The following is a 14053-nucleotide window of genomic DNA, read 5'->3' on the forward strand; positions in this document are numbered from 1 at the left end:
TCAAATGGCACTATCAGACAGAGAGCGTGAAACGTTAATGCATAATGCCCTGGTCGGTTGCTATGACCTTTTCTTTGTAAAATACGTTCAAATTCCAAACTTTTCCTGAATCTGTCTCTTTAGAATTATCAGGAGTCAGGACATAACTATACTCGCCGTTGTCAAATATATATCCCTGAAAATCATAGTTATGAGAATTGAACATTACGCGGCCTTTGAGATGCAATCTCGCGCCTGTTTTTTTATTAATCCCGTCGTAATCCACATCCCTGCAAGTCATTTCGCCTTCAGGGCAATTATATTTTAAATCAATATCAAAGCGTTGCCCTTCAAAACCGGGGCGTCCTGAGTGAAGGACGTATCCTTTCGCAAAACAATTCATGCTACACATGCATATAAATACTATTAACATTGATTTCTTCATAAATTATTAATTCCTTTTCAATATCAACTAGTACATATTACCTTCGTCACTTGCGATGTATTTTCCATCATGGATCACATTCAAAACCCACCGTTCCTGAGGTGTTGTCGAGGGGGTATAATCAGCCGTTAATTCGTATAAGTACTTCCCATTTTTGAACTCATACCATTGGCGATCACCCGTCGGGTTGGACAGGAGTTGACCTTTGAGCTGAATTTTTTTACCTGTTTTTTTGTTGATTGCGTTATAACCCACATCGTTACACGTTAGTTCAGATTTCGGACAGTTAACCTTCAGTTCTATCTCGAATTTTCCCCCCTGAAATATATGGATATCAGAGTGCATTTTATGTTTTTCCGCATGGCAATTTGCCGAGAAAAAGGTAATCAAAAAATAAACCATTAATGATCTCATCGTGCATAGACTCCATTATGGAAAACATTGAGCTCTGATTTCCTTCTATTGATCACTCCTTTTGTGATATGTCCATTTGCATATTTCCAGCGTAACCATGCCTCATCTATATCTACTTGAGACTCGCCATTTATTATTTTTAAAACCTCGGAAGTAATAAACCCCTTATCTTTTTCAACGGATCCGTAACCTATATTGAATACAAAAATCATAACCGCATCATATTCATTTTGTGTAAGCGGATTTTTGATGAGTTTTTTTGTTTTGATTTCAATATCATAAATATCTCTTCTGTATAGCTCATTTGATTTCATCTCATTTATGCCATTTTTATAATTCTCGAAATCACCTTTCCCATTAATCAAATGCCCATATCCAATGGTCGCACCTTTTATATACTCAGATATCTCTTGTCCTGTACCATCAAAATAAGGCTTCAGCCTCAAACTCTCATAGTTTTTTAACAGTGCTTCAGCCTGAGGACTTACCGATAATTCATTAACATTCCGTCTCACACCACCGGACACCGGAGCGTTACTCGCTTGCGGCGCAGGGGCATCCGGACGAGCATTTCCTTGTGAAATTGCCGTGGACTGTAACCGGCGAATCGTTGCGCCATTAACTTCAACCAGGCCATCAGGCAAAGACATAAAACGACGCTGAAATTCTCTTATTGCCGCGACAGTTTTCTGACCACAATTGCCATCAACCACCAGGTCAGGGAAACCGGAATGTTTTAAACGATATTGCACTTCGATAACGTCATGGAATAAGTTGACGCCAAAATACCCGACACTTCGGCTTAATGATGAGAACATCTCAATATCCTTATTGGCATGAAATAACGCTCAGTAATTTATATATTATCAGATGGGGATATTTGATAAGCATTCATCAAAACAATACAATCCCCCTGCCAAAATAATAACAGATCAGGAAGTCATCAAAATGCATTAATAACAGAAAGGAGAGCGCACGGGGATTTTGAATTGAAATTCTGGCGGTGTGTGAGAAAAAGCTCACCACCGCCAGGGAAAACTTAAAGGCGGGTTTGCTCTTTCTTCAGCACGCCCTCTTTTTGCAGCAGCGAAAGAATAAACGCCAGCACCATCACGCCTGCGGCAATCTGGTACACCGAGTGCAGCGCCGTGCCGAATGCCTGCAAATAATCGTCGCGGATTGCAGCGGGCAATTGCTGAACGGCCTGCGCACCCAGTGAGCGCGGGAGCTGCGTTCCTTCGGGGATCAGCGCTTCGAGCTGATTACGCAAAACATGCGTGAAAATCGCGCCGAACATCGCCACGCCAATCGAACCGCCGATTGAACGAAACAGCGTAACGCCGGACGTCGCAACACCCATTTGCTTCATCGAGACCGAGTTTTGTACCGCCAGCACCAGTACCTGCATCACCATGCCCAACCCGAAACCGAGCACGCCGATATAGAGATACAACATATGAAGCGGCGTGCCGACTTTCAGAAAGCCCAGTAACACCATGCCCGCGAAACTCAGTAACGTGCCGAGGATCGGGAAAATACGGTAACGCCCGATGCGGCTGATAATCCGTCCGCTGATAATCGAGCTGACCAGCAAAGCGCCCATCAGCGGCAGCAACTGCATCCCGGCTTGTGACGGCGTCGAGCCTTTTACCACCTGCAAATACAGTGGCAGGAATGTCATCGACCCCATCAGCGACATCCCGATAATAAAGCTGATGGCGCAGCTCAGCAGAAACGTACGGTCGCGGAATAACCCGAGCGGAATAATCGGTTCTGCGGCCAGCGTTTCTTCATAGATGAATCCGCCGAGCGTAACCAGTCCGAACGCCAGAATGCACCACAGCTGCGGATCCGACCACTGATAGACCGTGCCACCTTCGCTGGTGAACAAAATGATGCAGGTCAGCGCCGCCGCAAGATAACCCGCGCCGAGGAAGTCGATTTCATGGCGGATACGCGCGGTCTGCGATTTCAGCGCCACGCCGATGACCAGCAGCGCGAAAATACCCAGCGGCAGGTTGATGTAGAAAATCCAGCGCCACGAAATATGCTCCACCAGGAAACCACCGATCAGCGGCCCGATAACCGTCGCGAGGCCGAACAATCCCTGATATTTCCCGCGCTCAGACGGTGGGATCACGTCGCCCACGGCGGCCATACTGACCACCATCAGCCCGCCGCCGCCCAGCCCCTGCAAGGCACGCATCAGGATCAGCTGCGTCATGTTCTGCGCCAGCCCGCACAATACCGAGCCGAGCAGGAACACCACGATGGCGGTTTGCAGGACGATTTTGCGGCCAAGCAGATCACCGAATTTACCGTACAGCGGTACGACAATGGTTGACGCCAGCAGGTAAGACGTCACCACCCACGAAAGCTGATCCAGCCCGCCCAGCTCGCTCACAATCGTCGGCAGCGCGGTGGAGACAATCGTCTGGTCGAGCGCGGCCAGCAGCATTACCAGCATCAGTGCGGAGAACAGCAGCTTTATCGACGGCTTCTGTTCTGCGACATCACTCTGCGCTGAATGTATAGTTGTCATGAATAGCTTCCTGACTTGTAATTAATTAACTGTATAATTAATATTGAAGCATCCACCCCATCCGGTCAATGGATCAAACCGCTTATGACAGACAGAAAAATCTCAGAAACGACAGGATCCGCACAAAAGGATCAAACGTCAGCACGCCGTCCGGGCCGCCCGCGCAGCGTAAAAAAAGGCGCGGATAAGCGGGAATTGCTGCTGGATGCCGCTCTGAAACTGTTTGCCCAATACGGTATCGCCGAAACGCCGCTGAGCCAGATTGCCAAAGAAGCGGGCGTGACTACTGCAATGCTGCATTACTATTTTAATACCCGCGAGCAGCTGCTGGACGTCATGATCGACGAACGTTTTCAGCCGGTGCGCGCCGGATTTACCGATATTTTTGAAACCCACGCCGACGATCCGCTGATGGCGATTACGCACATGGCGCAATGCATGATTGATGCCGCGGAAAAATACCCGTGGGTCGCGCCGCTGTGGGTGCGGGAAGTGATCAGTGAAAGCGGCATGCTGAAAAAGCGTATGGAAGAACGTAACGGAGACAAAAACCGCAAAGTCGTTCATGAATCGATAACTCGCTGGCAGGCCGAAGGGCGTCTGAATCCCGATCTGAACCCGGCGCTGCTGTTTATTTCATTGTTCGGCCTGACGCTGTTCCCGATGGCTTCCATGAAAATGAGAAAAGAAGGCGGCTCGCTGATTTCTCCCGACATGCTGCGCCAGCACGTCTCCCTGCTGCTCTTTAACGGGCTGGGGCCGCAGAAGCGCTGAGCGAAATTCTGACCGCGCGGGTGACTCCCGCGCAACTCTCTTTAATCCCTTCTTTTTGTACCGAAAAATACTGTGCAGACTCGACTATCATGTAGCGAAAATGTTGCTCTGAATTAGGGAATGTCTTTAACAATGAAGGGAATGCCGCCGCTGATCCTTGCGCTGCTCGCCAGTTCGTTAGTGCTTACTATCGGACGTGGTGTCACTCTGCCGTTTATCACGATTTATCTCACCGAGCACTATCATCTGCTGCCCAAAAGCGTCGGGATTATTCTGGGCGCCAGCTTGGCGATCGGGATCCTCAGCAGCCTGTACGGCGGTTATCTGGTGGATAAATTTAATCACCGGACGCTGATTACCGTGTCGATCAGTTCGTTCGGCTTGAGTTTTTTATTGCTGCCGATGCTGCCGGATGTCACCGGCGTTTTGCTGGTACTGGCGTTGCTCAATGCGTCTTACGCCCTGCTGAGTATTACGCTTAAAGCCTGTATCGCCAGCTGGTTACCGGTTGAAAAACGGGTCAAAGCGTTCTCCATGAACTACACGCTGGTGAACGTCGGCTGGGCCGTCGGGTCGTCGCTGGGTGTCTGGCTGGCCGGTTTCAGCCCGATGCTGCCGTTTATTATTTCCGGCGTTCTGGCGCTGGGCACCGTGATTTCGTTGGGCTGGGGATTGCGTAACATCCCGCAAAAACCACCGCAAACTGAGCTGGAACAAAAACCGCTGCCCAAACCAAACCTTCGGCAGACGCTCAGCATTCTGGCCCATGATCGCCGCCTGATTTACTTCACGCTCGGCAGCACGCTGGGCTCAGTCGTCTTCGGGCAGTTTGCCGGTTATCTGTCGCAATACCTGATTCTGGTTTCCAGTGCGACGTTTGCTTACAAAATTATCGGCGCCGTGATGATCACCAACGCCGTCATCGTGATCGCCTTCCAGTACGTTTTAAGCAGCCGGATGAAACAAAAAAGCCTGCTGAAATGGCTGCTGCTCGGCACTATTTTCTTCATCATCGGCCTGATTGGCTTCATGACGGCCGGGCAATCCGTGCTGTTCTGGATCATCGCGATGGCAATTTTCAGCTTCGGCGAACTGATCGTCATTCCGGTCGAATACATGTTTATCGACTATATCGCACCGGAAAACATGAAAGGCAGCTACTACGGCATGCAAAACCTGAGCAATCTTGGCGGCGCGATAAACCCGGTGATGTGCGGATTCCTGCTCAGTTACGCCGCGCCGCCGGTGATGTTTATTGCGCTGATTGCCGCTTCGGCCGGCGGGCTGGTGTTCTTCTGGATGGGCCACCGGCTGGCGGCGCGGACGGCGTAAAAAAGCCCTGAACGCACGGCGGTCAGGGCTTTTTCATCGCGGAGTGAATTACTCTTCCAGGCCCCGGTTTTTCAGCATCGGTTCAATGGACGGTGCTTTGCCGCGCCAGGTTTCATACAGTTTTTCCAGATCCTCGCTGTTCCCGCGCGAGAGGATTTGATCACGGAATTTCTGACCATTTTCCCGAGTCAGGCCGCCCTGCTCGGTGATCCCGGCAAAGGCATCATCGGCCAGCATTTCTGTCCACAGGTACGCGTAATACCCGGCGGCATAGCCATTCCCCCAGATGTGCTGGAAATAGCTGGAACGGTAGCGCGGCGGAACGTAAGCCAGATTCACTTTGTCCTTCGCCAGCGATTCGGCTTCGAACTTATCGACATCCTGCTGCGGTTCCGTGGCACTCAGGCTGTGCCAGTGCATGTCCAGAAGCGCGGCGGCCAGCAGCTCGGTCATGTCATAACCTTTATTAAACTTGCTGGCTTTCTCGATTTTATCCTGCAAAGCCTGCGGCATAACTTCGCCGGTCTGATAATGCTTCGCGAAGTGAGTAAACACTTTCGGGTCACTCGCCCAGTGCTCGTTAAACTGGGACGGGAATTCGACGAAATCGCGCGGCGTTGCGGTGCCTGAAAGGCTCAGATATTGCTGGTCGGCAAACAGCCCGTGCAGCGTATGGCCAAACTCGTGGAACATCGTGATCACGTCATCCCACGACAACAACGCCGGTTGACCCGCCGCCGGTTTCTGGAAGTTAGCGACGTTATAAATCACCGGTTTGGTGCCGAGCAGTTTGGACTGTTCGACGAAATTACTCATCCAAGCGCCGCCACCTTTGTTATCGCGCTGATAATAATCGGCGTAAAAAAGCGCCATCGATTTACCGTCTTTATCGAAGACTTCAAAAACACGCACATCGGGGTTCCAGACCGGCAGGTCTTTGCGCTCTTTAAACGTGATGCCGTACAGCAGATTCGCCGCATAGAACACGCCGTTTTCCAGCACATTATTCAGCTCGAAATAGGGTTTGATCTGCGCATCGTCGAGATCGTATTTCTCTTTGCGTACCTGCTGAGCGTAATGCTGCCAGTCCCAGGCCGCTACGCTGAATCCGCCCTTCTGTTTATCGATTTCTGACTGAATATCTTTCGCCTCACGCTCCGCGCGGGCAGTCGCGGCTGGCACAATTTTGTGCATGAAATCCAGCGCAGCCTGCGGCGTTTTCGCCATCTGGTCTTCCAGCTTCCACGCAGCATAGCTCGGGAATCCGAGCACTTTGGCCTGTTCCGCGCGAACTTTCGCCAGTTTCGCGATAAGCTCACGCGTATCGTTGGCATCGCCTTTTTCAGCGCGATTGACGGACGCGTCGTACAGCGCCTTGCGCGTATCGCGGTTTTCCAGCGACTGCAATAAAGGCTGCTGCGTGGTGTTCTGCAACACCAGCAACCACGCGTTATCCAGCTTACGGTCTTTGGCCGCCTGCGCCGCCGCAGAAAGCTCGGCCTCGCTCAGCCCGGCCAGCTGCGCTTTATCTTTTACCGTCAGCCCGCCCGCTTTCGTCGCCGCGAGAAGTTTATTGGTGAACTGCGTGCTCAGCGTGGCCGCCTGCTGGTTCAGCGCTTTGAGTTTGTCTTTACCGGCATCCGGAAGATTCGCCCCCGCCAGCTCAAAATCTTTATACGTGACGTCAATCAGACGCTGCGATTCCGCATCCAGCTTCAGCGTATTACGCTGGTCATACACGGTTTTAAGGCGGGCAAACAACTTGCTGTTGAGATGGATGCTGTCGTCCATCGACGCCAGCTTTGGTGAGGTATCTTCATCAATTTGTTGCAGGGTATCGTTGGTATTCGCGCCGGTCATCGCACCGAAAACGCTCTGTACACGCTGCAACGTGCCGCCGGATTTTTCCAGCGCAACGTAGGTATTTTCGAATGTCGGTGGTGAAGGGTCGTTGGCAATTTTATCGACTTCGGCAAGTTTCTGACGGATACCTTCGAACAGCGCCGGTTCGTAATCGCTGTCTTTATACAAGTTAAATTGCGGTGCCTGATATTCAAGCGGGCTCGGTTTCAGAAACGGATTATCTTTACTGATGGCATGGTTCATGACGGGCTCCTGCGTGGCGGGCTGCACGCTCTGCGCAGCGCCTGCAAACTGGCTCATGGCCAGACTGGTTGCCAAAAAGAGGTAGGACAAACGCATTTCAGTCTTCCTTATCTGATTAAGAGAAATTGCTCCGTTAAGCCATTGAGAATAGACCCCGGTCGCCGATCCGGCAAAAGAAGTGCGTAAGGAAATCGTGTGATGACAAGGGGTTTCAATATTTTCAGGGGAATTTTTCTGTCAGGATATTGCCCTTCGCAGCGCGTAAAAATGGCAGGAAAACATCATGATTAAAGACCAGACTTTCACCGGCCAGCGTTTTGGTGTGAAACAGTTCACCGGCGAAACGCTGGAAAACTGCCGCTTTTACCGCTGCCATTTCGACAGCTGCGATTTGTCGGAAACCGCTTTTACTGACTGTCTGTTTTACGATGACGACGAACAAACCGGCTGCTCGTTCCAGCACGCAAAATTACAGGACGCCAGTTTTAAACACTGCGATCTGACAATGGCTGATTTCAAAAACATTCAGGCACTCGGCCTGGAGATCCGTGAAAGCAAAGCCACCGGCGCAGATTTCAGCGGCGCCAGCTTTATGAATATGATCACTACCCGCACCTGGTTTTGCAGCGCGTTCATGACTAAAAATAACTTCAGCTATGCCAACTTCAGCAAAGTGATTCTGGAAAAATGTGAGCTGTGGGAAAACCGCTGGACCGGCGCCAATGTGCAAGGTGCTAACCTCAGCGGTTCCGACCTTTCCGGCGGAGAATTCACCGAGTTCGACTGGAATAATGTGAACATCACCCACTGCGACCTGACCAATTCCGACCTGGGCGAATTAAACCTCCGGAAAGTCGATCTCGACGGCGTGAAAATCGACGACTGGCAGCAAAGCCATTTGCTGGAAAGGTTGGGCGTGGTTGTTATTCACTCTAAGTGACAGCATTCGAAATAATCATGACGCCTTATTGTACTGCGCCCAGAAACTGTATTTACGCCCGTGTTTGGCTTTAACTTTCGCCATATACTCGACATGGTTTTGCAATGAAGAATAAGCATCTATATTTTTATCGAGCTGATCTAATTGCTGTAAATAACGGGCACCGTGATGATAAGCCTGTGTTCTACCGCGTTCTAAAATATCGTCTGTCAGAGTGCGTAGCAGGATGATGCGGAAAAGTCTGTTCTCCTCAGGCACTTTACCCAGCAGTGAAACTAACTGGATATAATGCCACTCAGAGAATTCAACAGCCCGTTCAATGGCGATTTTTTCGGCTTTAGAATTTTCCCCAAGCTTGAGTAATGGGTCCAGCTGATCGTAAAGCTCTGTTTCATTCGAGACCAAAACAATCAGCTTTTCGCGTAATTCCCTCGCACCTTCCTCAGAAACCAAAGGCTGCACACGTTGGAAATTCTCAAAAGTCGGGCTGGCGTCCATCAGCTCAATCAATGTGCTCAGATGTTTTTCCGGTTGATTTAACCCCAGATAACACTCGGCTAATAACGACAAACGTCTTGCATCAGGTTTGCTCCAGCCATGTTCTCCCCAGTCTTTTTGCAACCAATTCAGGGCTTCATCATAAGCGCCGCAGTTAAGACTGAATTGAACCATGCTTTCCATTTGCAGAGAATTTGGCTCAGGACTTCCCAACAGAGTCGCTCTGATGTACAGAGCGGGATCTTTCAAAGCCTCAGCAATACTGTGAAGATTAACCGACCAGTTTATAGATTCTATGTCGCCTTTTTTCTTCTTCAGCGAAGCAACTAACCCTCGCTCGTAATAATCTGCCAGTTGCCTTAATTCATCTTCTGAAAGCAACTGGTTTGCATTTGGCAATAACAAATCCAGAACGCCATAATCATTATTATCAGCTAATTTTTTGATAACCGGCACCCAACCTGTTGCCGGCACAGCGCTCAGGCTGGCTGTTTTTAACCACAGTAAACAAGTATCCCGATAAACGTCGCCGACGCTGCCATCCGAATCATCACAACGGTTCAGGCTATTTTCTGCAGTATCCAGAAGATCGTCAGCTAATTTAAATGCCAAATCGGGTGAGCCCGGTAAAACAGTATTCTCGATATCCATCTGTAACTGATAGATTTCTTCAGCCAGTTCACCTGCTTGGTAATAACTGTAAAAATAGGTGGATCGGCCCAGAGATTTGATCTCTTTTTTGAGAGATTTAACTAATTCACTGATGTCTTTTTTGAGTAAGAGGCGCTCTATTTTTGCATCCAAAAAGTCATCTTCACCATAAAGCGAAACAATAAACCGCGCCAGCTCAACGCTGTCTAATAAAGCGAGTTCATCGACTAAACCTTGTTGTTTCTTCATGATCTTGCTCCTGACACGATTATCCCGCATGGCTCCCATTGAGCAGCGCGGCGGCCATGCTATCAAGATGAGATTTGATTTTTTCCCAGTGTGGCATGACCTGTTTCATCAGGCGGTAAAACTGCTCGCTGTGATTATGTTCAGCCAGATGACAAAGCTCATGCAAAATCACGTAATCGATGCATTCACGCGGCGCTTTCACCAGATGAGGGTTCAGCGTAATGCGCCCTTGCGGTGAACAACTGCCCCACTGGGTTTGCATGGTCTGAACACGCAAAGGCGGCCGGTCACTGACCCATAACGCCTGTCCGAGCATTTCTTCCAGCCGTCTGGCGAAGACCTCTTTGGCGCGGTCTTTGTACCATTCATTGAGTAACACCCGGATCCGCTCCGGGTTTCTTTCCCGTACGGTGATTTCCAGCCTGCCGCGCAGCATTTTGACACGCTGCCTTTCCGCAGGCTCAACCAGGATTTTCAGCATGTACTGCTTGCCAAGGTAGTAGTGGCTTTCACCGCTGATATATTGCCGGTCGGTAATGTGCTGTTGCTGGGCACGAAACTCCCGCAACTGTTGCCAGATCCAACGCCCGCGTTTTTTCACCGCGCCGAGAACTTCTTCATCTGAACTATTTTCAGGCGCAGCCACCTGTATCCGGCAGTCCGGATGCACTTTGATCAGCACTTTGCTTTTCTGGCTACGCCGGACGCTGATTTCAAAACAAATCCGCTCATCCCCGTAGTGAAAGCACAGGTTCGGTGACGCTTTTTGCGGACGCGGGACTGCAATTCGGACGCTCATTTTATCCCTCAGACACCGGACAGGCCGACACGGGTGATTTGCACCACGCTTTCAATAATCATATTCACCTGATGGATACCCGCGCCAACGCTTTTACATTCCTGGAATAAACACGGCAGCAAACTGGTACGGATCGCTGATTCGATATTTTGCGTATTAATAGAATTTTCAGTGACGGCGCGGTCGACGGCGGTATCAACGATAAACGCCAGTTCTGTCCATTTCTTTTCAACCTGCGGGTCTGCCAGCGCAAACACCTGAGGTAAGGCTTTTTTGAAAACACCGTAATAAGCCTGTGCGTGTTTATTGCTGCCAAAAGCATCCGGGATGTCCTGTAACCGGCGGTTTTCAACGTCCTGCATGAATTCGGTATACAACAGATATTGCTTTGACGGGTGATCGAACTGCTTTTCAGCTTCTTCGATAGTTTTCAGTAATAAGGTGGAGAACTGCTCGCGGGCATACGGATCATCATGCAAATCTTGTTCGATCATTTTCGTGACGCGGGTTTTGATGATGTCAGTTTCATTGCGGGTTTTATCTTCCGACCAGGAAGCATCGGGGGTTTTCGGTTTGTGCCGCCCCATTTTTGAGACGTCATAGACCGCCTCCGGCTCCTGTATCTGCACGCCGACCACGTGTTTATCCAGCAGATTTTTTACCTGGCTGGCATATTCTTCGTAATCTACCGTTTCACCGGCGTCCTCTTTAATTTGCAGACGCAAAATCGAAAGCTGGCGCACGGTCTCTTTGTAATTATGACGGTCAGCATCACTAAAACTGTTGTCTTCGAAGAAAGTCGCCGACTGCAATGCCACTTTCAGACAGCTGGAAAACGCACTGAGCGCCTCGTAAAAATCTTCCCGCGCCTTCAGATGGATATCCACAAACTCGCCGTTGCGCTGTTCCATTTTCGGCACCAGCACCTGACGCAGCTGTTCAGCATCAGCGGTATTTACACCGTCGAAAATCGCCCACAGTATTTTGTATAACAGAGGCAGACGCTTATATTCGCTGCTCATCTGGTTATACAGGCCGTCGATATCGTTGATGTCATATCCGCCCTGCGTGCGTGAAGCCAGATCCTGATATTTGGCAATTGTGGTATCCAGCTCGGCCAGCACGCCGCGATAGTCGATCAGCAGCCCTTCTTTCTTTTTGTCATGCAGCCGGTTTACGCGGGCAATGGCCTGGATCAGGTTATGGCCTTTCAGTGATTTATCGATATACAGCACGGCGTTCTGCGGCTCATCAAAGCCCGTCAGCAATTTATCGACCACGATCAGCAGCTTCAGGTTTTCATCTTTCTCGAAGCGGTTGATAAGTGCCTGAGTATATTTGCGTTCATCCTGGCTGCCGACGTTATCCTTCCACCATTTGGAGACTGCTGGCAGCGTGGCTTCGTCGATGTCGGTATTGCCCTCGCGGGTGTCCGGCGGGCTCATGACCACCGCAGACTCAAACAGACCGGCTTCATCGAGGTACTTTTTGTATTTGATGGCGGAAAGTTTACTGTCACACGCCAGCTGGCCTTTCAGCCCGTCGGCGATGTGTTTACTGAAATGATTGGCGACGTCGAGCGCAATTAAGCGGATACGATCATCGGCGCTTTGGACTTCACCTTTACGGGAATACTTACGCTTTAAGTCAGCGCGCTGCGCCTCGCTTAATCCTTTCGTGATGCGGTCAAACCAGCTGTCGACGGCTTTCTCGTTCACGTTCAGCTCGGGCTTTCGCTCTTCATACAGCAGCGGCGATACGGCTTTATCTTCCACCGCGCGCTGCATGGTGTAGGCGTGAACTATCGGCCCAAATTTGTTGGTCGTTTTGTCGTCTTTGAGCAACGGCGTACCGGTGAACGCGACAAATGCGGCATTCGGCAGCGCGAGTTTCATGCGGATATGGTTTTCGCCGCCCTGACTGCGGTGGCCTTCGTCGATCAGCACAACAATATTGGCGTCGTCGTTGTAGCACTCGGGCAATTCCGTTGCTGACGTAAATTTCTGAATAAGCGAGAAGATAATCCGCTCTTTACCTTTACTGATCTGTTCCGCCAGCCGCGCGCCGGAGGTGGCAATCGCATTCCTGAAATCATTTTTACCGGATAACTGATCGCCCGAAGCAAAGCTCTTGCTGAGCTGGGCTTGCAGATCGACGCGGTCGGTAACGATGATGAACCGGCAGGCTTTCAGGGATTCATCCAGCAAGAGCGCCTTGCTGAACAGCACCATCGTCAGCGATTTCCCTGAACCCGTGGTATGCCAGATAACACCGCCCTCGCGGCCACCTTTGGCGTTTTTCAGCTTAATGCGGTCCGTCAGGCGTTTGATGCCGAACACCTGCTGATAGCGGGCAATCACCCTGCCAATCTTTTTGTCGAACAAGGTATACAGACGGATCATGTCCAGCAAACGCGCCGGTAAAAGCAGGCTGATAAGCATCTGATCCTGGCCGGTCACAGCCAGTTTCCCGCCCGCGATCAGGTTCTGATACCCGTCCAAATCTTCGGGTTTACGGTGGCTGAACAGACTGGTGATTTGCTGCGGATTAAGTTTTTTATTCTTCACCGCCAGCATTTCGGCATCGGTGATATCTTCTTCGCGCCAGCCACCCCAGAATTTCAGCGGTGTGCCGCAGGTGGCGTAGCGCCCGTCGCTGCCATTAATCGAGAGCAGAATCTGGCTGTAGACGAACAGATGCGGGATTTCGTCATGCATCTGATTACGCAGGTTTTGGGAAATACCTTCTTCGAGTGTCGGGCCTTTCTTGCCCTGATTGACCGGGCGCTTAGCCTCGATCACCACCATCGGAATGCCATTCACAAAACCGACGATATCCGGTTTCCGGCAATCAAAATGCGAGGATCCGATACCACCGGTGCGGGTGACGCGAAACTCTTCGGTCACCAGAAAGCTGTTATTGGCGATATTTTTCCAGTCCACCAGTTCAACGGTCTGGCTGGTTTTACGGCCATCAATAAACTCGGTCACCGTGATGCCATACAGCAAATGATTGTGCATCCGCTGATTCGCCAGCTTCAGCCCTTCGTTGAGCGCCGGGCTGCACACTTCACTGATAATGTTTTCGACAGATTTTTTGGATAACGGATGTTCTTTTCCGGCGTAATGAAAACGGCGGGTTTGCAGCACCCGCCGCAACTCTTCGCGCAATATCACGCTGTCCTGTTTGCCGTCGCGGGCGTCCAGCGCCTGCTGCGGAGAAAGAAAACGCCACCCCATATGGGTCAGCAAAGTCAGCGCCGGTAATTTGGCGATGTATTCTTCTTCAAACTTCGGTGGCGTGTGCAGCCTGGGTTGCGACATC

Annotated in this window: 11 protein-coding genes; 3 read left to right on the top strand and 8 right to left on the bottom strand. The window is 50.5% G+C overall.

Translation table 11 applies throughout. The features are described from left to right. Window positions 1–34: 34 nt before the first annotated feature. The 4 genes from IV433_RS15210 to IV433_RS15225 form a co-directional block, all read right to left on the bottom strand. Window positions 35–424: a hypothetical protein gene (locus IV433_RS15210; protein ID WP_195814838.1), complete on the bottom strand. Its 390-nt coding sequence runs from the start codon at window positions 422–424 to the stop codon at window positions 35–37. A gap of 27 nt (window positions 425–451) precedes the next feature. Beyond that, window positions 452–838, bottom strand: coding sequence for a hypothetical protein (locus IV433_RS15215; protein ID WP_195814839.1), 387 nt, complete (start codon window positions 836–838; stop codon window positions 452–454). Next, window positions 835–1656 (bottom strand): glycoside hydrolase family protein, encoded by an 822-nt coding sequence (locus IV433_RS15220; protein ID WP_195814840.1) that lies wholly within the window; start codon window positions 1654–1656, stop codon window positions 835–837. The genes IV433_RS15215 and IV433_RS15220 overlap by 4 nt, the downstream gene beginning before the upstream one ends. A gap of 221 nt (window positions 1657–1877) precedes the next feature. Beyond that, a complete protein-coding gene (locus tag IV433_RS15225) occupies window positions 1878–3380 on the bottom strand; it encodes an MDR family MFS transporter (RefSeq protein ID WP_195814841.1) in 1503 nt (500 codons plus the stop codon). A gap of 84 nt (window positions 3381–3464) precedes the next feature. Here IV433_RS15225 and IV433_RS15230 point away from each other — a divergent pair, with 84 nt between their 5' ends. Continuing rightward, a complete protein-coding gene (locus IV433_RS15230; RefSeq protein WP_195814842.1) occupies window positions 3465–4154 on the top strand; it encodes a TetR/AcrR family transcriptional regulator in 690 nt (229 codons plus the stop codon). A 132-nt stretch (window positions 4155–4286) separates the two neighbouring features. After that, on the top strand, window positions 4287–5486 hold the full coding sequence (locus tag IV433_RS15235; RefSeq protein WP_195814843.1) for an MFS transporter: 1200 nt from the start codon (window positions 4287–4289) through the stop codon (window positions 5484–5486). 48 nt (window positions 5487–5534) lie between these two features. On the opposite strand, the gene dcp is transcribed toward IV433_RS15235, so the two are convergent. Further along, complete coding sequence (gene dcp / locus IV433_RS15240) at window positions 5535–7688, bottom strand: peptidyl-dipeptidase Dcp (protein WP_195814844.1); 2154 nt, start codon at window positions 7686–7688, stop codon at window positions 5535–5537. 187 nt (window positions 7689–7875) lie between these two features. Between dcp and IV433_RS15245 the strand changes: the two genes are divergently transcribed. Continuing rightward, entirely contained in the window at window positions 7876–8532 is a 657-nt protein-coding gene (locus IV433_RS15245) for a Qnr family pentapeptide repeat protein (protein ID WP_195814845.1), read from the top strand. 15 nt (window positions 8533–8547) lie between these two features. Here IV433_RS15245 and IV433_RS15250 read toward each other — a convergent pair whose 3' ends face one another. From IV433_RS15250 to IV433_RS15260, 3 genes are read right to left on the bottom strand one after another with little or no spacing between them, the layout of a single operon-like run. Further along, window positions 8548–9930, bottom strand: a complete 1383-nt coding sequence (locus IV433_RS15250) for a DUF6880 family protein (RefSeq protein ID WP_195814846.1) — start codon at window positions 9928–9930, stop codon at window positions 8548–8550. A gap of 19 nt (window positions 9931–9949) precedes the next feature. After that, the gene (locus IV433_RS15255; protein ID WP_195814847.1) at window positions 9950–10729 is read right to left on the bottom strand and encodes a M48 family metallopeptidase; all 780 of its coding nucleotides are present in this window, start codon (window positions 10727–10729) and stop codon (window positions 9950–9952) included. Window positions 10730–10737: 8 nt separating this feature from the next. Then, entirely contained in the window at window positions 10738–14052 is a 3315-nt protein-coding gene (locus tag IV433_RS15260) for a type I restriction endonuclease subunit R (protein ID WP_195814848.1), read from the bottom strand. Window position 14053: the final 1 nt, after the last annotated feature.

It is taken from the genome of Rahnella laticis (genome assembly GCF_015644585.1).
Taxonomy (GTDB): domain Bacteria; phylum Pseudomonadota; class Gammaproteobacteria; order Enterobacterales; family Enterobacteriaceae; genus Rahnella; species Rahnella laticis.

Excerpts from the sequence above, each read along its gene's own strand:
- IV433_RS15210 (WP_195814838.1), bottom strand. The coding sequence starts at position 424 with ATGAAGAAATCAATGTTAATAGTATTTATATGCATGTGTAGCATGAAT.
- IV433_RS15215 (WP_195814839.1), bottom strand. The coding sequence starts at position 838 with ATGAGATCATTAATGGTTTATTTTTTGATTACCTTTTTCTCGGCAAAT.
- IV433_RS15220 (WP_195814840.1), bottom strand. The coding sequence starts at position 1,656 with ATGTTCTCATCATTAAGCCGAAGTGTCGGGTATTTTGGCGTCAACTTA.
- IV433_RS15225 (WP_195814841.1), bottom strand. The coding sequence starts at position 3,380 with ATGACAACTATACATTCAGCGCAGAGTGATGTCGCAGAACAGAAGCCG.
- IV433_RS15230 (WP_195814842.1), top strand. The coding sequence starts at position 3,465 with ATGACAGACAGAAAAATCTCAGAAACGACAGGATCCGCACAAAAGGAT.
- IV433_RS15235 (WP_195814843.1), top strand. The coding sequence starts at position 4,287 with ATGAAGGGAATGCCGCCGCTGATCCTTGCGCTGCTCGCCAGTTCGTTA.
- dcp (WP_195814844.1), bottom strand. The coding sequence starts at position 7,688 with ATGCGTTTGTCCTACCTCTTTTTGGCAACCAGTCTGGCCATGAGCCAG.
- IV433_RS15245 (WP_195814845.1), top strand. The coding sequence starts at position 7,876 with ATGATTAAAGACCAGACTTTCACCGGCCAGCGTTTTGGTGTGAAACAG.
- IV433_RS15250 (WP_195814846.1), bottom strand. The coding sequence starts at position 9,930 with ATGAAGAAACAACAAGGTTTAGTCGATGAACTCGCTTTATTAGACAGC.
- IV433_RS15255 (WP_195814847.1), bottom strand. The coding sequence starts at position 10,729 with ATGAGCGTCCGAATTGCAGTCCCGCGTCCGCAAAAAGCGTCACCGAAC.
- IV433_RS15260 (WP_195814848.1), bottom strand. The coding sequence starts at position 14,052 with ATGTCGCAACCCAGGCTGCACACGCCACCGAAGTTTGAAGAAGAATAC.